This window comes from Pseudomonas sp. Y3 TE3536, assembly GCF_053629175.1.
This window is the reverse complement of record NZ_JBRJHU010000001.1, coordinates 2,155,483-2,180,742: the sequence shown is the minus strand read 5'-3', so window position 1 is coordinate 2,180,742 and position 25,260 is coordinate 2,155,483. Positions and strand designations below refer to the sequence as shown.

The 25,260-nt window shown below is 63.1% G+C and carries 24 protein-coding genes and 1 pseudogene; 12 read left to right on the top strand and 13 right to left on the bottom strand.

Features of this window, described 5'->3' with window-relative positions; translation table 11 throughout:
• Positions 1–1,113 carry an ABC transporter permease gene (locus tag AB7M33_RS09875; RefSeq protein WP_454242781.1) on the top strand — a complete coding sequence of 371 codons (1,113 nt, stop codon included), beginning with the start codon at positions 1–3 and terminating at the stop codon, positions 1,111–1,113.
• Here AB7M33_RS09875 and AB7M33_RS09870 read toward each other — a convergent pair whose 3' ends face one another.
• Positions 1,114–1,518, bottom strand: coding sequence for a flagellar basal body-associated protein FliL (locus AB7M33_RS09870; protein WP_027592226.1), 405 nt, complete (start codon positions 1,516–1,518; stop codon positions 1,114–1,116).
• A gap of 157 nt (positions 1,519–1,675) precedes the next feature.
• Here AB7M33_RS09870 and AB7M33_RS09865 point away from each other — a divergent pair, with 157 nt between their 5' ends.
• Entirely contained in the window at positions 1,676–2,653 is a 978-nt protein-coding gene (locus AB7M33_RS09865) for an NADPH:quinone oxidoreductase family protein (protein WP_186681430.1), read from the top strand.
• A 141-nt stretch (positions 2,654–2,794) separates the two neighbouring features.
• On the opposite strand, the gene AB7M33_RS09860 is transcribed toward AB7M33_RS09865, so the two are convergent.
• From AB7M33_RS09860 to trxA, 5 genes are all read right to left on the bottom strand, one after another.
• Positions 2,795–3,445, bottom strand: coding sequence for a gamma-glutamylcyclotransferase (locus tag AB7M33_RS09860; RefSeq protein WP_099455685.1), 651 nt, complete (start codon positions 3,443–3,445; stop codon positions 2,795–2,797).
• 246 nt (positions 3,446–3,691) lie between these two features.
• Positions 3,692–4,660, bottom strand: coding sequence for a CDP-6-deoxy-delta-3,4-glucoseen reductase (locus AB7M33_RS09855; RefSeq protein WP_099430760.1), 969 nt, complete (start codon positions 4,658–4,660; stop codon positions 3,692–3,694).
• Entirely contained in the window at positions 4,660–6,126 is a 1,467-nt protein-coding gene (gene ubiD, locus AB7M33_RS09850; RefSeq protein WP_033702193.1) for a 4-hydroxy-3-polyprenylbenzoate decarboxylase, read from the bottom strand. Before ubiD ends, AB7M33_RS09855 begins: the two co-directional genes overlap by 1 nt.
• A 201-nt stretch (positions 6,127–6,327) precedes the next feature.
• Positions 6,328–7,587, bottom strand: coding sequence for a transcription termination factor Rho (rho, locus tag AB7M33_RS09845; RefSeq protein ID WP_003253661.1), 1,260 nt, complete (start codon positions 7,585–7,587; stop codon positions 6,328–6,330).
• A gap of 228 nt (positions 7,588–7,815) precedes the next feature.
• Complete coding sequence (gene trxA / locus AB7M33_RS09840; protein WP_009684153.1) at positions 7,816–8,145, bottom strand: thioredoxin TrxA; 330 nt, start codon at positions 8,143–8,145, stop codon at positions 7,816–7,818.
• A 244-nt stretch (positions 8,146–8,389) separates the two neighbouring features.
• Here trxA and ppx point away from each other — a divergent pair, with 244 nt between their 5' ends.
• Positions 8,390–9,892 (top strand): exopolyphosphatase, encoded by a 1,503-nt coding sequence (gene ppx, locus AB7M33_RS09835; RefSeq protein ID WP_099430761.1) that lies wholly within the window; start codon positions 8,390–8,392, stop codon positions 9,890–9,892.
• On the opposite strand, the gene ppk1 is transcribed toward ppx, so the two are convergent.
• Positions 9,879–12,116, bottom strand: coding sequence for a polyphosphate kinase 1 (gene ppk1, locus AB7M33_RS09830; protein WP_099430762.1), 2,238 nt, complete (start codon positions 12,114–12,116; stop codon positions 9,879–9,881). The two genes, ppx and ppk1, sit on opposite strands and share 14 nt — an antisense overlap.
• A 216-nt stretch (positions 12,117–12,332) precedes the next feature.
• Here ppk1 and AB7M33_RS09825 point away from each other — a divergent pair, with 216 nt between their 5' ends.
• Positions 12,333–12,977, top strand: a complete 645-nt coding sequence (locus tag AB7M33_RS09825) for a DedA family protein (protein WP_177323866.1) — start codon at positions 12,333–12,335, stop codon at positions 12,975–12,977.
• A gap of 501 nt (positions 12,978–13,478) precedes the next feature.
• On the opposite strand, the pseudogene AB7M33_RS09820 reads toward AB7M33_RS09825, so the two are convergent.
• Positions 13,479–14,105, bottom strand: a pseudogene (locus AB7M33_RS09820) (sterol desaturase family protein); the annotation flags it as partial.
• Between the two features lie 112 nt (positions 14,106–14,217).
• On the opposite strand from AB7M33_RS09820, the gene elbB reads away from it, so the two are divergent.
• Positions 14,218–14,886: an isoprenoid biosynthesis glyoxalase ElbB gene (gene elbB / locus AB7M33_RS09815; protein ID WP_027592215.1), complete on the top strand. Its 669-nt coding sequence runs from the start codon at positions 14,218–14,220 to the stop codon at positions 14,884–14,886.
• 189 nt (positions 14,887–15,075) lie between these two features.
• On the opposite strand, the gene AB7M33_RS09810 is transcribed toward elbB, so the two are convergent.
• Positions 15,076–15,531 carry a YaiI/YqxD family protein gene (locus AB7M33_RS09810; RefSeq protein ID WP_027592214.1) on the bottom strand — a complete coding sequence of 152 codons (456 nt, stop codon included), beginning with the start codon at positions 15,529–15,531 and terminating at the stop codon, positions 15,076–15,078.
• Positions 15,532–15,730: 199 nt separating this feature from the next.
• Between AB7M33_RS09810 and AB7M33_RS09805 the strand changes: the two genes are divergently transcribed.
• Positions 15,731–18,589, top strand: a complete 2,859-nt coding sequence (locus AB7M33_RS09805; RefSeq protein ID WP_454242780.1) for a class I adenylate cyclase — start codon at positions 15,731–15,733, stop codon at positions 18,587–18,589.
• A gap of 69 nt (positions 18,590–18,658) precedes the next feature.
• Here AB7M33_RS09805 and rnk read toward each other — a convergent pair whose 3' ends face one another.
• The 3 genes from rnk to cyaY form a co-directional block, all read right to left on the bottom strand.
• Positions 18,659–19,069, bottom strand: coding sequence for a nucleoside diphosphate kinase regulator (gene rnk, locus AB7M33_RS09800; RefSeq protein WP_027592212.1), 411 nt, complete (start codon positions 19,067–19,069; stop codon positions 18,659–18,661).
• A 132-nt stretch (positions 19,070–19,201) separates the two neighbouring features.
• Complete coding sequence (locus AB7M33_RS09795; RefSeq protein ID WP_027592211.1) at positions 19,202–19,414, bottom strand: DUF1289 domain-containing protein; 213 nt, start codon at positions 19,412–19,414, stop codon at positions 19,202–19,204.
• 1 nt (position 19,415) lies between these two features.
• Positions 19,416–19,748, bottom strand: coding sequence for an iron donor protein CyaY (gene cyaY, locus AB7M33_RS09790; protein WP_454242779.1), 333 nt, complete (start codon positions 19,746–19,748; stop codon positions 19,416–19,418).
• A 190-nt stretch (positions 19,749–19,938) separates the two neighbouring features.
• Here cyaY and lptM point away from each other — a divergent pair, with 190 nt between their 5' ends.
• The 6 genes from lptM to AB7M33_RS09760 are packed head-to-tail and all read left to right on the top strand — an operon-like array spanning position 19,939 to position 24,549.
• Positions 19,939–20,142, top strand: a complete 204-nt coding sequence (lptM, locus tag AB7M33_RS09785) for an LPS translocon maturation chaperone LptM (RefSeq protein WP_033693895.1) — start codon at positions 19,939–19,941, stop codon at positions 20,140–20,142.
• A 9-nt stretch (positions 20,143–20,151) separates the two neighbouring features.
• Complete coding sequence (gene lysA, locus AB7M33_RS09780) at positions 20,152–21,399, top strand: diaminopimelate decarboxylase (RefSeq protein WP_454242778.1); 1,248 nt, start codon at positions 20,152–20,154, stop codon at positions 21,397–21,399.
• Positions 21,400–21,403: 4 nt separating this feature from the next.
• Positions 21,404–22,234 carry a diaminopimelate epimerase gene (dapF, locus tag AB7M33_RS09775; RefSeq protein WP_027592208.1) on the top strand — a complete coding sequence of 277 codons (831 nt, stop codon included), beginning with the start codon at positions 21,404–21,406 and terminating at the stop codon, positions 22,232–22,234.
• Positions 22,235–22,247: 13 nt separating this feature from the next.
• Positions 22,248–22,958 (top strand): DUF484 family protein, encoded by a 711-nt coding sequence (locus tag AB7M33_RS09770; protein WP_099430767.1) that lies wholly within the window; start codon positions 22,248–22,250, stop codon positions 22,956–22,958.
• Positions 22,958–23,857, top strand: a complete 900-nt coding sequence (gene xerC / locus AB7M33_RS09765; protein WP_454242777.1) for a tyrosine recombinase XerC — start codon at positions 22,958–22,960, stop codon at positions 23,855–23,857. The genes AB7M33_RS09770 and xerC overlap by 1 nt, the downstream gene beginning before the upstream one ends.
• The gene (locus tag AB7M33_RS09760; protein WP_085272188.1) at positions 23,854–24,549 is read left to right on the top strand and encodes an HAD family hydrolase; all 696 of its coding nucleotides are present in this window, start codon (positions 23,854–23,856) and stop codon (positions 24,547–24,549) included. The genes xerC and AB7M33_RS09760 overlap by 4 nt, the downstream gene beginning before the upstream one ends.
• Before the next feature lie 88 nt (positions 24,550–24,637).
• Here AB7M33_RS09760 and sutA read toward each other — a convergent pair whose 3' ends face one another.
• The gene (sutA, locus tag AB7M33_RS09755) at positions 24,638–24,964 is read right to left on the bottom strand and encodes a transcriptional regulator SutA (RefSeq protein WP_027592204.1); all 327 of its coding nucleotides are present in this window, start codon (positions 24,962–24,964) and stop codon (positions 24,638–24,640) included.
• Positions 24,965–25,260: the final 296 nt, after the last annotated feature.

Sequence of the window (25,260 nt, the reverse complement as noted above, 5' to 3'; positions counted from 1 at the left end):
ATGTCGCGCCTGAACCACACCCTGCGCCTGGGCCTGAAAGAGCTGACCAGCCTGCGCCACGACAGCGTGCTGCTGCTGTTTTTGCTGTATGCCTTCAGCGTGGCGATCTACATGCCGGCGGCGGGCTCGGTGATCGGCGTGCACAACGCCAGCGTTGCCGTGGTGGACGAAGACCATAGCCAGCTCTCGCGCAAGCTCACCGAGTCACTGCAACCACCCGAGTTTCAACCTGCCGTGCCCCTGCCCCCGGACCGCCTGGACCAGGCCATGGACAGCGGCCAGTACACCTTCGTGATCAATGTACCGGTGAACTTCCAGAGCGACCTGCTGGCCGGGCGCTCACCCGAGCTGCAGATCAACGTCGACGCCACGGCCATGAGCCAGGCGTTCATGGGCGCCGGCTACATCGGCCGGATCTTCGAGCGTGAGCTGCTCGACTATGCCCAGCGCACCACAACCCAGAGCCCCGTGCTGATCAACCCCAAGGCACTGTTCAACCCCAACCTGGAGGGTGGCTGGTTTCTGGCCGTGATCCAGATCATCAACAACATCACCATCCTGGCGATCATCCTCACCGGCACGGCGCTGTTGCGCGAGCGTGAACACGGCACCCTCGACCACTTGCTGGTGCTGCCGTTGACCGCTTTGGAAATCATGCTGGCGAAAATCGCCAGCAACGCGCTGGTGGTGGTGCTGTGTACCTGGGTGTCGCTCATCGTGGTGGTCAAAGGCGCCCTGGGCGTGCCGCTGTCTGGCTCCATCGGACTGTTCCTGGCCGTGACCGCGCTGTACCTGTTCGCCAGTACCGCCTTGGGCATCTTCCTCGCCACCCTGGCGCGCTCGACGCCTCAATTCGGCCTGCTGGCGATCCCGGTCATCATCCCGATGCTGTTGCTGTCTGGCGGCAGTACCCCGCTGGACAGCATGCCGCAGTGGCTGCAGTGGGTCATGCAGGGCTCGCCGTCGACGCATTTCGTCAGCCTCGGCACCGCGATCCTGTTCCGCGACGCCGGCGTGGTCGTGGTATGGCCAGACATCCTGGCCCTGGCCGTGATCGGCCTGGTGTTCTTCAGCGTGGCGCTGGCGCGCTTTCGGCGGACGCTGGCGTCCTGATCACTGCACAATCAAGTTGTTGAACAGCAGGTCTTCGACAATCGGCTTGCCCTCTTCCGCTTCCATCACCTGCTGCACCTGCTTCAAGGCTTCCTGGCGCAGTTGCTCCTTGGCGTCGACGTTGCTCATCTTGTCCACCGTCTGCTGGGTGAACAGCGCCACCAGCTGGTTACGGATCAGCGGCTCGTGGTGTTTCACGGCCTTGGCGGCTTCATCACCGGTCACGCGCAGGGCTACGTCGGCCTTGTAGACACGCAGCTTGGGGCTGCCGTCGAGGGCATAGTTACCGACAAAGGGTGGGCTCAGGGTGATGTAGGCGACCTTGGGCGCCCCTTCCTTGGCTTCTTCGGCCACGGCCGCAACTGGCAGCATCAGGGCCAGCACCATCAAGATCCACGCTTTCACGAATTCGCTCCTCAATACAATTGGCGCCAGCTTACCCAGCACACCGCTCAAACCCAAGCCCTGGCTTATGCCGGCCCATCAGGGTAGGCCATGCTCGTTGACCCGGCAGGTGGCCCTCCTACACTTATCGGCCACTACCCGCAAAGGAATAGCCCCGATGAAAGCTGTGTTGTGCAAAACCTTGGGCCCGGCGCGCGACCTGGTACTGGAAGACGTCGCCAGCCCCGTGCCGAAAAAGAACGAGATCCTGCTGGATGTGCAGGCTGCGGGCGTCAACTTCCCCGATACCTTGATCATCGAAGGTAAATACCAGTTCCAGCCACCGCTGCCGTTTTCCCCAGGTGGCGAAGCGGCCGGTGTGGTGGTTGCGGTCGGCGAGAAGGCCGGTGCGTTCAAGGTGGGCGATCGGGTCATGGCCCTCACGGGGTGGGGTGCGTTCGCCGAACAGGTGGCGGTGCCCTTCTACAACGTGATGCCGATCCCCGAGCACATGGACTTCACCACCGCCGCCGCCTTCGGCATGACCTATGGCACCTCGATGCATGCACTCAAGCAGCGCGGTCACCTGCAGCCGGGTGAAACCCTGCTGGTGCTGGGGGCCTCAGGGGGTGTGGGCCTGGCGGCCGTGGAAATAGGCAAGGCCATGGGCGCCCGGGTGATCGCTGCAGCCAGCAGCGCCGAAAAACTGGCCGTGGCTAAGGCTGCCGGCGCCGATGAGCTGATCGACTACAGCCAGGCCAGCCTCAAGGACGAGATCAAGCGCCTGACCGGCGGCCAGGGCGTGGACGTGATCTACGACCCGGTGGGTGGCGAGCTGTTCGACCAGGCGGTAAGGGGCCTGGCCTGGAATGGCCGGCTGCTGGTGGTGGGGTTTGCCAGCGGGGCGATCCCACAGCTGGCGGCGAACCTGGTGCTGCTCAAGGGCGCAGCGGTCGTGGGGGTGTTTTGGGGGGCGTTTGCCCAGCGTCAGCCGGAGCAGAATGCAGCTAACTTCCGTCAGCTGTTTGCCTGGCAGGGTGAAGGCAAGCTGAAGCCGCTGGTGTCGGAGACTTATCCACTGGCTGAGGCTGGGGCTGCCATTGAGAAGCTGGGGCAGCGGCAGGCTGTGGGTAAGTTGGTGGTGCTGACTAGCTAGCGTCTGGCTGCTTGGTTGCCTGCTCGGGCCTCTTCGCGGGGCAAGCCCGCTCCCACAGATTATCCACTGCCCTTAAGTCGGCTCGGGTGCCTGTGGGAGCGGGCTTGCCCCGCGAAGAGGCCGGTACTGCCAGTCAATAAATCAGACTTCCCGCAGGTTATGGCAGCGCCTGAACCGCGCCTCCAGGTTGCGATCTGGCATCTGGTGGCTGCGCAACGCATTCAAGGTCTGCTCCACATACTCGCGCGTGGTGCCATATCGCCCCTTGGCACTGGCAAGGATCTGGCTGAGCAGTGTGTCGGGCAAATTCCCCGCATAGCACGGCAAATGGCGCTCCAGCACAAAACCCAAGGCCTGCACCTTGCTGCCATCACCCAACCGGCAGCTGAGCCAATGCGGGCGGTAGGCCGGGTACGGCATTTCGCGTTGCCACAGGGCCATCAGCGAATCATCCAGGTTGCTTTCATCCAGCCGATAGGCAAAACCACTGCATGACCCACCACGGTCCAGGCCGAACACCAGGCCGGGCGTTTCCGGTGTGCCACGGTGCTCGTGCGACCACAGGTACAGCCCACGGTGATAACCGTGCACCCGTGCGCGCTGCCGCTCTACCGAACTGCACTCCGGTCGCCAGATCAATGAACCATAGGCGAACAACCACACAGGCCCGCCTTCATGGCGTGACATGGTCAGTTGCATGGAGTTGATCAATTGCTCGCGGGTCAGTTGCTGGCCGAAGTCGAGCGCCGGAGGGTAAGCACTTTTCCAGGACAAACTTTCAATTGCCGACATACGCTGCCGCCATTATTCCCTGTGAACTACAGATAAAGCGAGAATCGCTGTGTGCCGGGGTTTGCGCCCCGCACCTAAGGTGTCTGCATTAACCTTAGGATAGAAACGCGCCAACACTCAAGCCCGAAAGCTAAAGTTTCACGCGAACTTCCGACGATTGGAGAGCAATGTTTCGAGCGGAGTGAAAGTTATTAGCCAAGGCGGTAACAATTACCGCCTTATACCCACTCGTTTGAACTTGAGTTATTAGCCGCGCGGCGCGTAGGCAAATACATCGGCGCGCATGCGGTGCGCATCCATACCGGCCTCGACCAGGGCATCGAGGGTGGCATAGACCATGTTTGGCGAGCCGCTGGCGTAGACGTGCACGCCGTTGAGGTCGTGGATGTCTTCGCAAACGGCCTCGTGCAGCATGCCGCAACGGCCTTCCCACCCACACAGGTCACTGACGACCTTGTGCAGGAACAGGTTGGGCAGGCGCAACCATTCGTCCCAATGCTCGATCTGGTAAAAGTCCTCAGGACGGCGCACACCCCAGTAAAGGTGTACCGGATGCTTGAAGCCCTGGGCACGGCAATGCTCGACCAGGCTGTGCATCTGGCCCATTCCCGTACCGGCGGCGATCAGCACCAACGGCCCGTCTGGCAACTCGGCCAGGTGCGCATCACCGAAAGGCATTTCGATGCGCGCCAGGCGATCACGCTGCAGTTGCTCGATCAGCTGCAGCGCGCTGGGCTCACGCGCCAGCACGTGCAGTTCCAGCTCACGCCCACCATGCGGCGCAGAAGCCAGGGAGAACGCCGCCTGCTTGCCGCCTTCGCGCTCGATCATCAGGTACTGACCGGCGTGATAACGCAGCGGTTTGCCGGCAGGCGCACGCAGGCGCACGCGCCAGACGTCGCCACCGACCTCGACGCATTCGCTCACGCTACACGCCAGCTTGCGCACTGGCAGCTCGCCCAGGGCGAGCACACCATCCCAGAGCAACACGCAATCCTCCAGCGGTTCGGCAATACAGGTGAACAGCTCGCCATGGTCGCGTACTTCGCCGTTCTGGCGGACGCTCCCTTCCACCAGCAAGGCGGCGCAAACATGGCAATTGCCATTGCGGCAGCTGTTCGGGCAGTCATAGCCGAGCCGCCGCGCTCCATCCAGGATCCGTTCCCCGGGTTCAAGCGCCAGCACTGCCCCGGACGGCTGCAACGTTACCTGCATCAATCTATTCCCAACTGATCCCACAGCTCATCGATACGGCGGGTGACGGCCTCGTCCTTGACGATGACCCGTCCCCATTCGCGTGTAGTCTCGCCCGGCCACTTGTGGGTGGCGTCCAGGCCCATCTTCGACCCCAACCCGGACACCGGCGACGCGAAGTCCAGGTAGTCGATCGGGGTGTTGTCGATCATCACCGTATCACGCTTGGGGTCCATGCGCGTGGTGATGGCCCAGATCACATCGTTCCAGTCGCGGGCGTTGATGTCATCGTCGGTGACGATAACAAACTTGGTGTACATGAACTGTCGCAGGAACGACCACACACCCAGCATCACGCGCTTGGCATGGCCTGGGTATTGTTTTTTCATGGTCACCACCGCCATGCGGTACGAGCAACCTTCCGGTGGCAGGTAGAAGTCGACGATCTCCGGGAACTGCTTTTGCAGGATCGGCACGAACACTTCGTTCAGCGCCACGCCGAGAATCGCCGGCTCATCCGGCGGACGGCCCGTGTAGGTGCTGTGGTAGATCGGTTTTTGCCGGTGAGTGATGCGCTCGACCGTGAACACCGGGAAGCTGTCCACTTCGTTGTAATAGCCGGTGTGGTCGCCGTAGGGGCCTTCCGGCGCCATTTCGCCCGGGTGAATCACGCCTTCGAGAATGATCTCGGCGGTGGCCGGCACCTGCAGGTTGCTGCCACGGCACTTGACCAGCTCGGTGCGGTTGCCACGCAGCAGGCCCGCGAAGGCATATTCGGACAGGGTATCCGGCACCGGCGTCACGGCGCCCAGGATGGTTGCAGGGTCCGCGCCCAGCGCCACGGCCACTGGGAACGGCTGGCCGGGGTGCTTCTCGCACCATTCGCGGTAATCCAGCGCGCCGCCACGGTGGCTCAGCCAGCGCATGATGACTTTGTTGCGGCCGATGACCTGCTGGCGGTAGATGCCCAGGTTCTGGCGGTCCTTGTTCGGGCCGCGGGTAACGGTCAGGCCCCAAGTGATCAGCGGGGCCACATCGCCTGGCCAGCAGTGCTGGATCGGCAACTGGCCAAGGTCGACGTCGTCACCTTCGACAACGACTTCCTGGCACACCGCATCCTTGACCACCTTCGGCGCCATCGACACGACCTTCTTGAAGATCGGCAGCTTCGACCAGGCATCCTTCAGGCCTTTCGGCGGCTCTGGTTCTTTGAGGAAGGCCAGCAGCTTGCCGATTTCGCGCAGTTCTTCGACCGACTCGGCGCCCATGCCCATGGCCACCCGCTCGGGCGTGCCGAACAGGTTGCCCAATACTGGGATGTCGTACCCCGTGGGCTTCTCGAACAGTAACGCCGGGCCTTTGGCACGCAGGGTGCGGTCGCAGACCTCGGTCATTTCCAGGACGGGAGAAATCGGAACCTGGATGCGCTTGAGTTCACCGCGCTGTTCCAGGCCACGGATGAAGTCGCGCAAGTCGCGATACTGCATGCAGGAGCCTCGTGTTGGCCGTATCGGTCGGGGTGCAGAGTGTAGCGCCGTTCGGCGCCTAATGGCCAAAAATGACTTGGGGCCGCTTCGCGCCCCATCGCGACACAAGGCCGCTCCTACAGGTAATGCATAATCCTGTAGGAGCGGCCTTGTGTCGCGATGGGGCGCGAAGCGGCCCCAATCGATTCCAGCCTGAAACGCTTACTTACGCTTCATCGACAAGAAGAACTCGTCGTTGGTCTTGGTCTGCTTGAGCTTGTCGACCAGGAACTCGATGGCGGCGATTTCGTCCATCGGGTGCAGCAGCTTGCGCAGGATCCACATGCGCTGCAGTTCGTCGTCGGCGGTCAGCAGCTCTTCGCGGCGGGTGCCGGAGCGGTTGATGTTGATGGCCGGGAACACACGCTTCTCGGCGATACGACGGTCCAGGGGCAGCTCCATGTTGCCGGTACCCTTGAACTCTTCGTAGATCACTTCGTCCATCTTCGAGCCGGTTTCGACCAGCGCGGTGGCGATGATGGTCAACGAACCGCCTTCTTCGATGTTACGCGCGGCACCGAAGAAACGCTTCGGCTTCTCCAGGGCGTGGGCGTCGACACCACCGGTGAGGACCTTGCCGGAGCTCGGGATCACGGTGTTGTAGGCACGTGCCAGACGGGTGATGGAGTCGAGCAGGATGACCACGTCTTTCTTGTGCTCGACCAGGCGCTTGGCCTTCTCGATGACCATCTCGGCAACCTGCACGTGGCGGGTTGGCGGCTCGTCGAAGGTCGAGGCGACCACTTCGCCGCGCACGGTGCGCTGCATTTCGGTCACTTCTTCCGGGCGCTCGTCGATCAGCAGGACGATCAGGTGGCACTCGGGGTTGTTACGGGTGATGTTCGCCGCGATGTTCTGCAGCATGATCGTTTTACCCGCTTTCGGCGGGGCGACGATCAGGCCACGCTGGCCTTTGCCGATCGGGGCGCACAGGTCGATGACGCGGCCGGTCAAGTCTTCGGTGGAACCGTTACCGGCTTCCATCTTCAGGCGCTTGTTGGGGAACAGCGGCGTCAGGTTTTCGAACAGGATCTTGTTCTTCGCGTTTTCAGGGCGATCGAAGTTGATCGTGTCGACCTTCAGCAGGGCGAAGTAACGCTCCCCTTCCTTCGGCGGGCGGATCTTGCCGACGATGGTATCGCCGGTACGCAGGTTGAAACGGCGGATCTGGCTAGGCGAGACGTAGATGTCGTCGGGGCCGGCCAGGTAGGACGCATCAGCCGAACGCAGGAAACCGAAACCATCCTGGAGAATCTCCAGCACGCCGTCACCCGAGATCTCTTCGCCGCTTTTCGCGTGCTTCTTCAGCAGGGCGAAAATCACGTCCTGTTTGCGCGAACGGGCCATGTTTTCGATGCCCATCTGTTCGGCCATTTCCAGCAGATCGGTAATCGGCTTTTGCTTGAGTTCAGTCAGGTTCATAAGGGGAGTGACGTAATCATGTATGAAGGGAGGATTAAGCTTCTGGCTTAATGAAGCCGCGCCGCTAGAAGGCGATAGGATCGCGCACAGATTCTAATTAGGAGTGCGTCGGCGACGGCGTGCAGGGGGCACTGGAGAAGCAGTGCGAGGCCGAATGTAACACTTGCTTTTTTCGACGTCTAGTGGGTTGGAAAAGAAAAGCCCCGGTATTTCCGGGGCCTTTTCACATCACAGGTGGGCGTCGAGGAACGCGGCCAGCTGCGATTTGGACAGTGCGCCGACCTTGGTGGCCTCGACGTTGCCGTTCTTGAACAGCATCAGCGTCGGGATGCCACGCACGCCATGCTTGGCCGGGGTTTCCTGGTTGTCGTCGATGTTCAGCTTGGCGACAGTCAGTTTGCCTTCGTAGGTAGAAGCGATGTCGTCCAGAACCGGAGCGATCATCTTGCATGGACCGCACCATTCAGCCCAGTAGTCGACCAGCACCGGGCCTTGGGCTTGCAGGACTTCGGCCTCGAAGGTGGCGTCGGTGACGTGTTTGATCAGATCGCTGCTCATGGATATCTCCGGGGTCGTAAGCATAAAAACGTGGCCCATCATAGCCGCAGAGGCTGACTACAGGAAGTCACAGACGATTGAGTGTAACTATAGTTGTGCAAGACGCCGCGAATCGAAACTGTCATATGCGTGTCATAACATCGAATGGCACATTGCCCTGCATCAAGCCTTGGCGTGCCACGCGTTGGCGACAGCCCCGTATCGTGGCACGATTGCCAGGTTAACGACCGAGAACATCCAGATCATGCCGCATACCAACGCGAAGAACCTGTCTCTGATCGCCGCCATCGACCTTGGCTCCAACAGTTTTCACATGGTCGTGGCCAAGGCCCACCACACCGAGATCCGCATTCTCGAACGGCTGGGGGAAAAGGTTCAGCTGGCCGCCGGCATCGACGAAGAGCGCAAGCTCAGCGAAGAAGCCATGGAACGGGGCCTCGACTGCCTCAAGCGCTTCGCCCAACTGATCAACGGGCTGCCCGCGGGTGCGGTGCGCATCGTTGGCACCAACGCCCTGCGCGAGGCGCGCAACCGCAACGAATTCATCCAGCGCGCCGAGGCCATTCTCGGGCACCCGGTGGAAGTGATTTCCGGCCGTGAGGAAGCCCGCCTGATCTACCTCGGCGTCTCCCACACCCTGGCCGACAACCCCGGTAAGCGCCTGGTCGCCGACATCGGCGGTGGCAGTACCGAGTTCATCATCGGCCAGCGGTTCGAACCACTGCTGCGCGAGAGCCTGCAAATGGGCTGCGTCAGCTTCACCCAGCGCTACTTCCGCGACGGCAAGATCACCCCGGCGCGTTATGCCCAGGCCTACACCGCCGCGCGGCTGGAGCTGATGAGCATCGAAAACGCCCTGCACCGCCTGACCTGGGACGAAGCCATCGGTTCGTCCGGCACCATCCGCGCCATCGGCGCAGCCATCAAGGCCAGCGGCCTGGGCAATGGCGAGGTCAACGCCGAAGGGCTGGCGTGGGTCAAACGCAAACTGTTCAAGCTGGGCGAGGTCGACAAGATCGACTTCGAAGGGGTCAAGCCAGACCGCCGCACCATCTTCCCGGCAGGCCTTGCGATTCTCGAGGCCATCTTCGACGCCCTCGAACTGCAACGCATGGACCACTGCGACGGCGCCCTGCGCGAAGGCGTGCTGTTCGACCTGCTCGGCCGCCATCACCACGAAGACGTGCGCGAGCGCACCCTCAATTCATTGATGGAGCGTTACCACGTCGACCAAGGCCAGGCCGCGCGCGTCGAGCGCAAGGCGCTGCACGCGTTCGACCAGGTAGCAAAAGCCTGGAAGCTGGAAGAGGGAAATTGGCGCGATCTTCTGGGATGGGCCGCAAAAGTGCACGAAGTTGGACTGGATATCGCCCACTATCACTACCACAAGCACGGCGCCTACCTGATCGAGCACTCCGACCTGTCGGGCTTCTCCCGTGAGGATCAGCAGATGATGGCCCTGCTGGTACGCGGCCATCGCCGCAATATCCCCAAGGACAAGTTCGCCGAGTTCGGCGATGAAAGCGTGCAGCTGATTCGCCTGTGCGTGCTGCTGCGCTTCGCCATCCTGTTCCACCACATTCGTGGCACGCAGCAAATGCCGAAGGTACAGCTGCAAGCAGGCGACAACAGCCTCGATGTGGTCTTCCCAGAAGGCTGGCTGGAGCAGAACCAGCTGACCCAGGCCGACTTCGCCAACGAGGCGGAGTGGCTGGCCCGGGTCGGCTTCGTCCTCAGCGTACGTTGAGGACCGGGTTGCTCAGGCGCTCCAGCAGGGTCGCCTGGGCACTGCGCGGGTTCTGGTTGCCGGTCGGGGTGCTGCGCACGTAGCGCCCATCCGACTGCAGCGTCCAGGCATGGGTGTTGTCGGTCAGGTAGCTTTCCAGCTCTTTCTTCACCCGCAGCAACAGCTTCTTGCCTTCGACCGGGAAGCAAGTCTCGACGCGCTTGTCGAGGTTGCGCTCCATCCAGTCGGCACTGGACAGGTAGATCTGCTCCTCGCCGCCATTGAGGAAGTAGAACACCCGGGTGTGCTCCAGGAAGCGGCCGATGATCGAGCGCACGTGAATGTTGTGCGAAACCCCCGGAATACCTGGCCGCAGGCAGCACATACCGCGCACCACCAGGTCGATGCGCACACCGGACTGGCTGGCCTTGTACAGCGCCTTGATGACCTTGGCATCGGTCAGCGAGTTGAACTTGGCGATGATGTGCGCGGGTTTGCCTTCGAGCGCGAACTGGGTCTCGCGGGCAATCATGTCGAGCATGCCCTTCTTCAGCGTGAAGGGTGCGTGCAGCAGCTTTTTCATGCGCAGGGTCTTGCCCATGCCGATCAGCTGGCTGAACAGCTTGCCGACGTCTTCGGTGAGGGCGTCGTCAGAGGTCAGCAGGCTGTAGTCGGTGTACAGGCGGGCGTTGCCGGCGTGGTAGTTGCCGGTACCCAGGTGCGCATAGCGGACGATTTCGCCCTGCTCACGCCGCAGGATCAGCATCATCTTGGCGTGGGTCTTGAACCCGACCACCCCGTAAATCACCACCGCACCTGCCGCTTGCAGGCGGCTGGCCATCTGCAGGTTGGACTCTTCGTCGAAACGCGCGCGCAATTCGATCACCGCAGTGACTTCCTTGCCGTTACGGGCAGCGTCCACCAACGCGTCGACGATCTCCGAGTTGGCACCGGAGCGGTACAGGGTCTGGCGCACGGCCAGCACATGCGGGTCCTTGGCGGCCTGGCGCAGCAGGTCGACCACCGGCGTGAACGACTCGAACGGGTGCATCAGCAGCACGTCCTGTTTACTGATCACGCTGAAGATGTTGTCGGCGTTCTGCAGCAGCTTGGGGATCGCCGGGGTGAACGGCATGTATTGCAGCTGCGGGTGGCTGTCGAGGCCGGTGATGCTGAACAGGCGGGTCAGGTTGACCGGGCCATTGACCTGGTACAGCTCGCTCTCGCTCAGGCTGAACTGCTTGAGCAGGTAGTCCGACAGGTGTTTTGGGCAGGTATCAGCCACCTCAAGCCGTACGGCATCACCGTAACGGCGCGAGAACAGCTCGCCGCGCAGGGCGCGGGCCAAGTCGTCGACTTCTTCGGAGTCCAGCGCCAGGTCGGCGTTTCGGGTCAGGCGGAACTGGTAGCAGCCCTTGACCTTCATGCCCTGGAACAGGTCGTCGGCGTGCGCGTGGATCATCGACGACAGGAACACGTAGTTGGCGCCCGGGCCACCGACTTCTTCAGGCACGCGGATGACCCGCGGCAACAGGCGCGGCGCCGGGATGATCGCCAGGCCCGAGTCGCGGCCGAAGGCATCGACGCCTTCGAGTTCAACGATGAAGTTGAGGCTCTTGTTCACCAGCAAGGGGAACGGGTGCGTCGGGTCGAGGCCGATCGGGGTGATGATCGGCGCGATCTCGTCACGGAAGAAGCGCCGCACCCAGGTCTTGAGCTTGGGCGTCCAGTGACGGCGACGAATGAAGCGGATGTGGTGTTTTTCAAGCTCTGGCAGCAGCACGTCGTTGAGGATCGCGTACTGGCGATCCACCTCGGTGTGCACCAGCTCGCTGATGCGCGCCAGCGCCTGGTGCGGCTGCAAGCCGTCGGCCCCGGCCTGTTCGCGGGCGAAATTGATCTGCTTCTTCAGGCCGGCGACGCGGATCTCGAAGAATTCGTCGAGGTTGCTGGAGAAGATCAGCAGGAATTTCAGACGTTCGAGCAGCGGGTAGCTCTCGTCCAGTGCCTGCTCCAGCACCCGAATGTTGAACTGCAGCTGCGACAGCTCGCGATGAATGTACAGGCTGCTGTCGTCAAGGCCCGGGACGGTGATCGCCGGTGCCGGCGCGGGGGCCGGTGCCGCGGCCTCGACCACAGGCTCGGGCTCTGGCGCCGGCGGCAGGTCTGGCGGGGTTTGCACCATCTCTTCGGGGACTGCCTGGGCGTCCTTGATCGCGACAGGGGTGAGCACTTCATTATTCATCTGGACGTTCCTGGAGGACGTTAACGCCCTATCATCAATTGAGCGGGACGATAAGCGGCCATTATGACGCCTGTGTTACACCCACTGGCAAGCCTGCGACTTGTGGCCGAAGGCATTGTCCTTGTAGGAATTGTTCACGTCGAGACACATTTGGACACTTTCATCCACGCGCGCGAAGGGGTAGGCTGCGCGTTCATTTCGCCAGCACCTCAGAAAATGCTTCAACAATTCCTGCAGGATTTCGGCTACTTCGCCCTTTTTCTAGGCACCTTCTTTGAAGGCGAGACCATCCTGGTGCTTGCGGGTTTCCTCGCGTTCCGCGGTTACATGGACATCAAGCTGGTGTGCTTGGTGGCCTTCTTCGGCAGCTATGCCGGCGATCAGCTGTGGTACTTCATGGGCCGTCGCCATGGGCGCAAGATCCTGGCACGCAAACCGCGCTGGCAGGCCATGGGTGATCGGGCGCTGGACCACATCCGCCGCCACCCCGACATCTGGGTGCTGAGCTTCCGCTTCGTCTATGGGCTGCGCACGGTCATGCCGGTGGCCATTGGCCTGTCAGGCTATCCGCCGCGCCGCTACCTGCTGCTCAACGGTCTCGGTGCCGCCATCTGGGCGCTGGCCCTGGGCGCAGCGGCCTACCACTTCGGCGCCATCCTCGAAGGTTTGTTGGGCAATGTGAAGAAGTACGAGCTATGGGTGCTCGGCGGCCTGTTGTTGCTCGGCGTCCTGCTCTGGCTGCGCCGGCGCTTCCGCACCCTGCGCGCGGAGCGCAAGGCGGCGGCACTGGCTCAGGCCCCAGACGCTGAGCAGGCTGTAAGCCAGGAGCAAGACCCACCCAAGCGGCGTGATCACCGCTAAGCCCAGAGCGCCAGCCAGGTACAGCGCTGGCGCATTCGACAGCAACCGCGCCCGCTCCAGGCGCACGGCCCAGGGCCGGTTCTCCAGCAGCGCGCCGAGCACGAACAGGCCCAAGGCCATGATCGACCAGCCCAGTATCAGGGCGGCGGCAGGCACGCGCTCCGCGACCTCCATCAAATAGCTGCCCAAGGCCACATAGACGACGAACTGCGCCGCTACATAGGCCTGCTGCGCCCGCCCCAGGGCAACCTCGAACTTGCGAAACAGCGCCAGGTCCGGCTTGGCCTGCGGGTAACGCGCCGCGACATCGGCCGGGCGCCAGCCCGTGGGCATGAACCAGATCCGCCACTTGTCCCACATGCTGCGCGTGCGCCGGGCATCACGCCACAGTTGGGCGTAGAACTGCAGGTTGGCCCACAGCGGGTTCCAGCTGGCCAGTGGGGTGGTCACGCCGAATACCACGGGCTCGGCCGGGTCCTCTTCCTTGAACGTTCCGAACAGGCGGTCCCAGAGAATGAACACGCCGCCGTAATTGCGATCCAAGTAAACAGGATTTTGCGCATGGTGGACGCGATGGTTGGATGGCGTGATGAAGATCCACTCAAGCCAACCGAGTTTGGCAATGTGCCGGGTATGCACCCAGAACTGGTACAGCAGGTTCAGCGACGCCACGGTGATGAACACCAGGGGCGGCACGCCGATCAGCGCCAATGGCAGGTAGAAGATCCACGAAAAGATGAAGCCGCTGCTGGTCTGGCGCAGCGCCGTGGTGAGGTTGTACTCCTCGCTCTGGTGGTGCACCGAATGGGCCGCCCACAGCACGTTGCGTTCGTGCCCCAGGCGGTGCAGCCAGTAGTAGCAGAGGTCGTACAGGACGAACGCCAGCACCCACACCCACCACGCTTGCAGGGGCAAGCGCAGCAGCGCCAGATGCTCCCAGGCCAAGGCATAGGTCAGCAGCCCGACACCTTTGGTCAACAGGCCAGTGCTGGTCGACAAGGCGCCTGTACTCAGGCTGTTGATCGCGTCGGCCAGGGTGTAATTACGCTGGCCACGCACGCGGTCAGCCACCAGCTCAACGGCGATCAATACGAAGAAGAACGGCACGGCCAGCAGTATCAGGTCCATGGTGACGACCTCAGGCGTTATCCACAAAGATTAGGCCGCGACCGCGGGAATCCCTATGGCTACATCTGCCAAACTAGAGGACATTTAGCGCCTCGACACTGGAGTAATGAGCATGACGAAAAAAGTAGCGGTGATACTTTCCGGCTGTGGCGTCTATGACGGCGCCGAAATCCACGAAAGCGTGATCACCCTGCTGCGCCTCGACCAGCGCGGGGCGCAGGTGCAGTGCTTTGCGCCGAACATCGCGCAGATGCATGTGATCAATCACCTGACCGGCGAAGAGATGCCCGAGTCGCGCAACGTGCTGGTGGAGTCGGCGCGTATTGCCCGTGGCGAGGTCAAGGACATCCGCGAAGCCAATGCCGAAGACTTCGATGCACTGATTGTGCCCGGTGGTTTCGGGGCGGCGAAAAACCTCTCGAACTTTGCCGTCGAAGGCACCAACTGCAGCGTCAACCCAGACGTATTGGCCCTGGCCGAAGCCTTTGCCGATGCCTGCAAGCCGGTTGGGCTGATCTGCATCTCGCCAGCACTGGCGGCGAAGATTTACGGCCCAGGCGTGGTCTGCACCATCGGCAACGATGCCGGCACGGCTGCTGCGGTAGAGAAGATGGGTGGCAAGCATGAAGAGTGCGATGTGCACGACATCGTTGAAGACACCCAGCGCAAGCTGGTGACGACCCCGGCCTACATGGTTGCGAAGTCGATCAGCGAAGCGGCCGGTGGGATCTACAAGCTGGTAGACCGGGTGCTGGAGCTGACCCACGAGGGCGACCAATAACCCACAGCCTGCGCTGCCTTTGTAGGAGCGGCCTTGCGTCGCGAAAGGGCTGCGCAGCGGCCCCGGCAATCTATGCCTGATGCGCAGATCGTGGGGCCGCTGCGCGGCCCTTTCGCGACGCAAGGCCGCTCCTACAAAAGCCATGCACGTCAGGTGGGTTTAGACAAGCGCGTACAAAAGCCGTGGACGTCAGGTGGGCTTGGACAAGCGCGCGATAATCCGGTCCAGCGCATTGGCGAATGCCTGTTTCTCGCGCTCGCCATACGGCGCCTGCCCTCCCCCAACCTGCCCTTGCTCGCGCAAATCGGTGAACAGGTTGCGCGTCGCCAGCCGGTCGCCCATGTTGCGCTCGTCAAACTCGCGCCCGCGCGGGTCCAGCGCCGCCACGCCTTTCTTGACCAGCCGATCGGCCAACGGCACGTCGCTGCAGATCACCAGCTCACCAGGCTCGGCGTTGTCGACCAAATAGTCGTCGGCCGCATCCATACCGCTGGGTACCACGATCAGCCGCACACAGGCAAAGGCCGGCTTGCTTTGCGCTTGGCCTGCCACCATCACCACCTCGAGTTTGCGCTTGAGGGCGAACTTGACGATCAAATCCTTTGCCGCCTTGGGGCAAGCGTCGGCATCGATCCATACACGCATCCGTAAACACCTCTAAATCAGCGAGACTACGCTCATGCAGCCCATCATGCCCGAAGCGGGCTGAAAGCTGGAGTCGGCGGGTTTCACCCACACGCAAGGACGCTGGAAAAATGACGCCAACAAATCGATTTAGCGCTTATCCGACTGGTTCACTCAGGCTAAACTCGCCGCAGCCCTACTGGCCTGCCACGAGCGCGCAATGAACCACCCCCAAGAAATCCGCCCAGACCTGGACGAAGGCATCGACCGCAAAGTTCTGGCGACCTTGCGTGCGCGCTTTCTGACGCTCAACCAAGGTCGCCTGCAACGTGCGATGGAGGGGCTGTCGACCCGCCAGCAACAGGTACTGACGCTGTTGCCGCTGCTGTTCCACGTCAACCACCCACTGCTGCCCGGCTATGTCTCCAGCAGCACGCCCGCCGGGGTGGCCGGTTTCGAGCCTGCCGACGACCTGGTCGCCGAAGCGCAACGGCTGGCACGCTCGTTTGCCTACAAGGCCCGCCAGGGGCAGGCAGCGCGCCCAATCCATGGCGTGTTCCTGATGGGCAGCCTGGGCTCGCTGGCCCAGGCCGAACAAAGCGACATGGACTTGTGGGTCTGCCATGCGCCAGGCCTGGGTGATGACCTGCTGAACGAACTGCGCCGCAAATGCCAACTGCTGGAAACCTGGGCCGCCAGCCTGGGCGCCGAGGCACACTTCTTCCTCATCGACCCGCAAGGCTTTGCACAAGGCGAGCGGGACGGCCAGCTTGGCTCCGACGACTGCGGCACCACCCAGCATTACCTGCTGCTCGACGAGTTCTACCGCACCGCCATCTGGCTGGCCGGGCGCACGCCGCTGTGGTGGCTGGTACCGGTCTACGAAGAGCACAACTACAGTGCCTATACCCAGACCTTGCTCAGCAAGCGCTTCATCCGCAGCCAGGACGTGCTCGACCTCGGCAACCTGGCGCATATCCCCCCCGGCGAGTTCGTGGGTGCAGGGCTGTGGCAACTGTTCAAAGGCATCGACTCGCCCTACAAATCGCTGCTCAAACTGCTGCTGACCGAAGCCTACGCCAGCGAGCACCCTGCCGTGCGCTGCTTGAGCCTGGACTACAAGCATGCGGTGTTCGCCAACCAGCTCGACCTCGACGAGCTGGACCCTTACGTGATGGTCTATCGGCGCATCGAGCACTATCTGCGGCAACGCGGCGAAACGGCGCGCCTCGAGCTGGTCAGGCGCAGCCTGTACCTGAAGGTCAACAAGAAACTCAGCGGCCAAGTGCGCGCCAACGGTTGGCAGCGCCAATTGCTGCAGCGCCTGGCGGACGAATGGGGTTGGGACGAGCGCCAGCTGGCCCTGCTCGACAGCCGCAGCCAATGGAAGGTTGGCCAGGTCGCGGTCGAACGCCGCGAGCTGGTGGCTGAGCTGAACCACAGCTACCGCTTCCTCAGCCAGTTCGCCCAGACCCGCAACGCCAGCAGCCGCGCCGACCAGCGTGACCTCAATGTGCTGGGCCGGCGCCTGTACGCCGCCTTCGAGCGCCGTGCCGGCAAGACCGAGGTGATCAACCCTGGGATCGCCCCGGACCTGGCAGAGGGCACCCTCACCCTGGTCCAGGCCCCCAACCGCAAAGAGCCGGGTAGCCACCACTGGGAGCTTTACACCGGTAACCTGAGCACGCACGAGGTCACGCATTTCAGCCCTATCAAACGCTGCCGCGAGCTGCTCGAACTGCTGACCTGGGCCCATCGCAATGGCGTCATCGACAGCAGTACACGCTTCGCCGTGCACCCTGGCGCCAGTGACCTGCGCGAGCTCGAGCTGTTCAACCTGCTGGGCAGCTTGCAGCAGACCCTCGACCTGCCGCTGCCGACCGTCAGCGAAGTCCGTCTGCTGCAACCCAGTGTGGCCGACGAAATCCTGTTGCTGATCAACGTCGGCATCGACCCGCTGCGCCAGCACCGCGACCTGAACATCCTGATGACCACCGAGCGCACCGACTCGCTGAGCTACGCCGGCGTGCGCGAAAACCTGGTGCTGACGCTGGACCAGGTCACCCTCAACAGCTGGAACGAAGTGCTGGTACAGCGCTACGACGGCGAGCACGCGTTGCTGCGCTGCCTGCGCGATTACCTCAACAGCCTCGGCCAGCGCGGCCACCGCCCCCGGCTACGGGTACGCTGCTTCTGCCACAACCGCGCCCAGGCCATCGAGCAGCGGGTCGAGGAGGTGTTCGCCACGGTGCAACAGTTGCTCGACCAGGGGGCGAACTACCGCTACCTGCTGCAGGTAGCCCAGCACACCCATGTGCTGGAGCTGCTGCCCGGCCAGGTAAGCCTGGCGACCCTGGCCAACCACGAGGCGCTGCTGGACTACCTGAGCGAAGAACGCAGCCGCTACAGCCCGCTGCACCTGGACGCCAATGCCCTGCAGGACCACGACCTGGCACTGGTGCTGGAGCAGGGGCGGCCCGCGTGCATCCAAGTGTTCTATCGCCTGCAAGGCGCCTGGGCCGATCTGTATGTGCTGGATGAGTACAACGCGCTTTGGCAACAGCGCCTGCCATTGCAGGATGAAGCCCATCTGCTGCTGCCGCTGCAACGCTTCCTGCGTTCGGTGCTGATGCGCCGCGATACCCAACTGCCGTTCGACGCCCTGCGCCCCGCTTCGCTGGATATCCACTATGGGCAGTTACTGCCGTCAGGCCCTGGCAAGGCGCGCAGCATCGAGCCACGGCTGGTGCCTGTCGAGGGCAGCGGCCAGCCGTACTATGAGGTTCAGGCGATTATCCAGGGCGGTGCTGCGGGTGCCGTGACGGTGACGTTGTACTGTGACCAGCAGGAGTTCTCCGAGCTGGACCATGGCGACCAGCTGTACGCCGTGGTCGCCCGGCAGATCATCGGGCAACGCCGCAGCGCCGGTCATTACCGCTGCTACATTACCGACCTGGATTTGTCCGAGCTGCTGGGTGATGAGCTGGGCGCGACCGTTTTGTACCTGCGTTACAAGCGGGAGCTGGAACAGGCGCTGAATGAGGGGCTAGAGCAGTTGCAGGCAGCGATCGGGGGATGAACCAGCGGGGCCGTATGGGAGCGGGCTTGCCCGCTGCCACAGGAGACTTGGCGCAGCGGCCCTCAAGGCTCACAGGTCGAAATCACCCGCCGCTTCTGGCTGGTACTCGACTTCCAGCAGCTTCAGCTTGAGGGTCTTGCCGCCCGGCGCCGGCCAGTCGATCTGCTCACCGACCGAAAGGCCCAGCAAGGCACAACCAATCGGCGCCAGGATCGATACCTTGCCTTCCGGCCCAGCATCCTTCGGGTACACCAAGGTCAAGTGGTAGTCCTTGCCGCTGGCCTCTTCACGGCAGTGCACGCGCGAGTTCATGGTCACCACCCCGGCCGGGACGTCCTCGTGACCGACCACCTGTTCGGCGCGGTCAAGCTCGTCCTGCAGGGCGAGCACACCCGGCGTACTTTCGTCGAGGCTGTCGATCAGACGCTCGAGACGTTGTACGTCCAATCGGGTGAGGATGAGGGAAGGCTTGGTGCTCATGATCCAGTCAGACTCCTTTGAACAGGCAATTTTCGTCGGGCAAATAAAGCAAAACCCCGCCCAAGGGCGGGGTTTATGATGACTTTGGCGTCACCGACGCAGAACCTGACACTACCACAGCCGGGCAAATACTCAAGCCCGTGCGCGCAAGGCCTCGGCTTCGCGGCAGATCTGCCGGCGCCGCTCGTCGTCTGCGGACCGCCATTCGCGGATGTGCTCCACAGGGCGGTGGCAGCCGGTGCAGACACGCTGCTCATCCAGGCGGCAGACGCTGATGCACGGCGATTTCACGGCCGTGCTGACATTGCTGTAGAGCGGCTTGGGCGGCCGCGGCTGCTCACTCATCTCAGATCTCGTCGAAGTCCAGCTTCTCGCCGGCCCGCTCCCAGACGATGCGCTCCAGCATCTCGCCGAGCAGCTCTTCGCTCTTCTCGCAGGTCCACTTCTTGCTCTCTTCGTCGTAGTAGAAGTGGAAGCCACCCGACTTGTCCGCCAGCCACAACTGACGCAGGGGCTCCTGGCGGCTGAAGATCAACTGGCTGCCGTTTTCAAACTTGATGGTCAGGACACCGGCGGAGTTCTCCATGTCCAGGTCCATGCCGCTCTCGTCGAACAGGTCTTCCAGGGCCTGTTGGGTCGCGTCGACCAGATCATGGAAACGCGCTTCGCTCAAACTCATTGCAGGAACCTCGAAATTGGCTGCGTTACAGGCAAGCCGGGCAAGATACGGGCGCTTGCCGCCGAATGCAAAGATTAGCCATTGCAGGCGGCAAGAATAGCCCGCCCGGCGGACCGGCTCTTGCATAGGCAATCCGCCGGTCGCTCGGTATACTCGGGCGCAATACTGCATATTTCAAAGGATTTCACCCATGAAGCGCCTGATTTCCTCGCTCGCGGCGCTGGTCGCGGTTGCCTGCCTCGTTTCGGCCTGCGGTCAGAAGGGCCCCCTGTACCTGCCGGAAGACGGCAAGGACGGCAAGGGCAGCCAGAAGTCGCATCAGCACAAGCACGCTCCGGCGGTACAGCCGCAAGAAGAGCAGCCTATCCAGCCCGAGCAAACGCCAGAGCAGTAAGGAAATCAGATGAACGCTTTCAATTACCGCGACGGTGATCTGTTCGCGGAAGGTGTAGCCCTGTCGGCCATCGCCGAACGTTTCGGCACCCCGACCTACGTGTACTCGCGTGCCCACATCGAAGCCCAGTACCGCAGCTACACCGACGCGCTGCAAGGCGTCGAACACCTGGTGTGCTTCGCAGTCAAAGCCAACTCCAACCTCGGTGTGCTGAACGTGCTGGCCCGTATGGGCGCAGGCTTCGACATCGTTTCCGGCGGTGAGCTGGAGCGCGTACTGGCCGCTGGCGGCCGTGCTGATCGTGTGGTGTTCTCCGGTGTCGGCAAGACCCGCGCAGACATGCGCCGCGCGCTGGAAGTTGGCGTGCACTGCTTCAACGTCGAATCCACCGACGAGCTTGAGCGCCTGCAAGTGGTGGCCGCCGAGATGGGCAAGGTTGCCCCGGTCTCGCTGCGGGTCAACCCGGACGTCGACGCCGGCACCCACCCATACATCTCCACCGGCCTCAAAGAAAACAAATTCGGCATCGCCATCGCCGACGCCGAAGCCATCTACGTGCGTGCCGCCCAACTGCCGAACCTGGACGTGGTCGGTGTCGACTGCCACATCGGTTCGCAGCTGACCACCGTCGAGCCGTTCCTCGATGCCCTCGACCGCCTGCTGGACCTGGTCGACCGCCTGGCCGACTGCGGCATCCACCTGCGCCACCTCGACCTGGGTGGCGGCGTTGGCGTGCGCTACCGCGATGAAGAGCCGCCTTTGGTGGCCGACTACATCAAGGCCATCCGCGCGCGCGTCGGCGACCGCGACCTGGCCCTGGTCTTCGAGCCGGGCCGCTACATCGTGGCCAACGCCGGTGTTCTGCTGACCCGCGTCGAGTACCTCAAGCACACCGAACACAAAGACTTCGCCATCATCGATGCGGCGATGAACGACCTGATCCGCCCGGCCCTGTACCAGGCCTGGATGGGCGTCAGCGCGGTCACCCCACGCGAAGGCCAAGGCCGCGCCTACGACCTGGTCGGGCCGATCTGCGAAACCGGCGACTTCATTGCCAAGGAGCGCGAGCTGAACCTGGCCGAAGGCGATCTGCTGGCTGTGCAGTCTGCCGGCGCCTATGGTTTTGTCATGAGCTCGAACTACAACACCCGTGGCCGTTGCGCCGAAATCCTGGTCGACGGTGACCAGGCGTTCGAAGTACGCCGCCGCGAAACCGTCGCCGAACTGTATGCTGGCGAAAGCCTGCTGCCGGAGTGAGCCCATGCTGCTGCGTTTCACCAAGATGCATGGGCTGGGCAATGACTTCATGGTCCTCGACCTGGTCAGCCAGCACGCACATATCCAGCCTAAGCATGCCAAGCAATGGGGCGACCGCCACACCGGCATCGGCTTCGACCAGCTGCTGATCGTCGAGGCACCGAACAATCCAGAAGTGGACTTCCGCTACCGGATCTTCAATGCCGACGGCTCCGAAGTCGAACAGTGCGGCAACGGTGCGCGCTGCTTTGCCCGCTTCGTGCTGGACAAGCGCCTGACCGCGAAAAAGCGCATCCGCGTCGAAACCAAGAGCGGCATCATCGAGCTGGACGTGCAGAACGACGGCCAGGTGAGTGTCGACATGGGCCCGCCGCGCCTGGTGCCGGCCGAAATCCCCTTTGTCGCCGACGAGCAGGCACTGAGTTACCCACTGGAAGTCGACGGCGAGGTTCACGCCATTGCCGCTGTGTCCATGGGCAACCCACATGCCGTGTTGCGCGTCGATGACGTGCATACCGCGCCTGTGCATGCCCTGGGCCCGAAGATCGAAAACCATCCGCGCTTCCCGCAGCGGGTCAACGCTGGCTTCATCCAGGTCATCGACCGTCACCGTGCCAACCTGCGGGTCTGGGAACGCGGTGCCGGCGAGACCCAGGCCTGCGGCACCGGCGCTTGCGCTGCGGCCGTGGCGGCTATCAGCCAAGGCTGGATGGACTCACCGGTGACCCTCGACCTGCCGGGTGGCCGCCTGCACATCGAATGGGCCGGCCCCGGCAAGCCCGTGTTGATGACCGGCCCGGCCGTACGCGTCTACGAAGGACAGGTTCGTCTCTAAGCGAGTAACCGCCATGACCGATCAGCCCAAGGTTGTACCCCAGCAGTCCACCGAGCTCGATGCCGAGGCGGTGGTCGCGTACCTGCGCGCCCACCCGACCTTCTTCGCCGAGCACGACGAACTGCTGGTCGAGCAGCGCATTCCCCACCAGCGTGGCGACAGCGTGTCGCTGGTGGAGCGCCAGCTCAAGCTGCTGCGCGACCGCAACATCGAGATGCGCCATCGCCTGTCGCAACTGATGGACGTGGCGCGAGACAACGACCGGCTGTTCGACAAGACCCGCCGGCTGATCCTCGACCTGCTCGATGCTGGCAGCCTGGAAGAAGTGGTGATGGCGGTCGAAGACAGCCTGCGCCAGGAGTTTCAGGTGCCCTTCGTCAGCCTGATCCTGTTCGGCGATAACGTCGCGCCAGTGGGCCGCTGGGTCAGCAACGCCGAGGCGCACCAAGCCATCGGCGGCCTGCTGGGGGGCGGTAAAACGGTCAGCGGCAACCTGCGCGACCATGAGCTGGCGTTCCTGTTCGGTGAAGATCAGCGCCTCGAAGTCGGCTCCAGCGCCGTTGCCGCCCTCGAATACCAAGGGCTGCACGGCGTGCTGGCGATTGGCAGCCGCGACCCGCAACACTACAAGAGCAGCGTCGGCACCCTGTTCCTCGGCTACATTGCCGAAGTGCTGGGCCGTGTCGTGCCGCGCGTTACCCAGACCCTGCGTCCGGTGCGCTGATGAAACGCCAGCTGGAGGCTTATTGCGCACACCTGCGCAATGAGCGCCAGGTGTCCGAGCACACCCTGCTGGCCTACCGCCGTGACCTCGACAAGGTCATTGCCTACTGCAACGATCAGGGCATCGCCGGCTGGCAAGCGCTGCAAATCCAGCAGCTACGCCAGTTGATTGCCCGCCAGCACCACCAAGGCCAATCCTCGCGCAGCCTGGCGCGCCTGCTGTCGGCCGTGCGCGGCTTGTACCGATACCTGAACCGTGAAGGGCTGTGCCAGCACGACCCGGCCAGCGGCCTGTCTGCGCCCAAGGGCGAGCGCCGCCTGCCCAAGACGCTGGATACCGACCGCGCCCTGCAACTGCTCGATGGCGGCGTCGACGACGACTTCATTGCCCGACGTGACCAGGCCATTCTCGAACTGTTCTATTCGTCAGGCCTGCGCCTGTCCGAACTGGCTGGCCTCGACCTCGAATACCTCGACATTGCCGGCGGGCTGGTGCAGGTGCTGGGCAAGGGTGGCAAGGCGCGCGTACTGCCTGTCGGCCGTAAAGCCCGCGAGGCCCTGCAGGCGTGGTTGCGCCTGCGCGGCATCGGCGGCCCACGCGACAGCGCCGTGTTCATCACGCGCCAGGGCAATCGCCTGAGCCCACGGGCCATCCAGATGCGGGTCAAAGTCGCCGGCGAGCGCGAGCTGGGCCAGCACCTGCACCCGCACATGCTTCGCCATTCTTTCGCCAGCCATCTGCTGGAATCGTCCCAGGACCTGCGTGCGGTGCAGGAGATGCTCGGCCACGCCGACATCAGCACCACGCAAATCTACACCCACCTGGACTTCCAGCACCTGGCCGCGGTGTACGACAGCGCCCACCCTCGGGCCAAACGCAGCAAAGGCACAGACTCATGAGCATCAAGCTGATCACCTTCGACCTCGATGACACCCTGTGGGACACCGCGCCGGTGATTGCCAGCGCTGAAGTGGTCCTGCGCGACTGGCTCGAAGCCAACGCGCCGATCCTCGGCGGCGTACCGGTCGAACACCTGTTCGCCATTCGCGAGCGCCTGGTGCAGGCCGAGCCCGGCCTCAAGCACCGTATCAGCGCCCTGCGCCGGCGGGTGCTGTTCCATGCCCTGGAAGAAGTCGGCTACAGCGAAAAGCACGCGCAGGCGCTGGCCAACGAAGGCTTTGAAGTGTTCCTGCATGCACGCCACCAGGTGGAAATTTTCCCTGAGGTGCAGCCGGTGCTGGAAATCCTGCGCCACCAGTACACCCTGGGGGTGGTCACCAACGGCAACGCCGATGTCAGCCGCCTGGGCTTGGCGGACTACTTCCGCTTTGCCCTGTGCGCCGAGGACCTGGGCATCGGCAAACCGGACCCGGCGCCGTTTCTGGAGGCGCTGAAACGTGGCGAGGTCGAGGCCAGCGCGGCGGTGCATGTGGGTGACCACCCCGGCGATGACATCGCCGGCGCCCAACGGGCCGGGCTGCGGGCCGTGTGGTTCAACCCACAAGGCAAGGCCTGGGCCGGTGAGCGGGCACCCGATGCCGAGATCCAGCGGCTTTCGCAACTGCCTGAGGTAATGGCGCGCTGGCGCTGACAGGGGCCGCTTGCCGGCGATAGGGCTCCTAAACCCAACAGGCACAAAAAAGCCCGCAGCGACGGCGGGCTTTTTTGTGGGCGACCACTCAGATAGGGCGGCTGCCGTATTTGTTGTCTGGCTTCTTGGGCGGATCGGCGACCACGTTGGCCTCCACTTCCTGCACCTTGCCACCGCGCGAAAGGAACTCTTCCATCGCTTTGGCCAGGGCATCGCGCTCCTTCTGCTTGGCTTCCATGCTCGGCATCTCGTCTACCGAGACAGCGGCCTTGGACTTGCCTTTGGCAGTGGGCGCAGGGCTATCGTCTTCGCCAGCGTCTTCCGCAACGTCGTCAGCCGCTGCTTCGAGACCCTCATCAGCCTCATCATCGTCGCCTACTTCGAGGTCGTCGTTTTCCAGATCATCGTCGCTCATGTTCTACCTCATGACTTGCGAAAAGCAGGTTGGTTATAGACCAGTGCAGCCGTAGACCGGCAGCCACCGGTGAAAATTCAACTGGCCGTGGGTTGGCCACTGCCTTGGGCATCCACCTCCTGATGGGAGGGTCGTACCCTGCAGGCCCTGCTCCTGGCAGGACCTGACGAAATCCTTGAGCCACCTGCTGGCCACGCGCTAATGGCAAGCCTAGCAAAGGCTGGGGAAGCGTGCGGACTGCATGTCAAACACCCTTCGGCGCGCATTCTAGCGCGCCCGTGGAAAAAGCAAAGCTC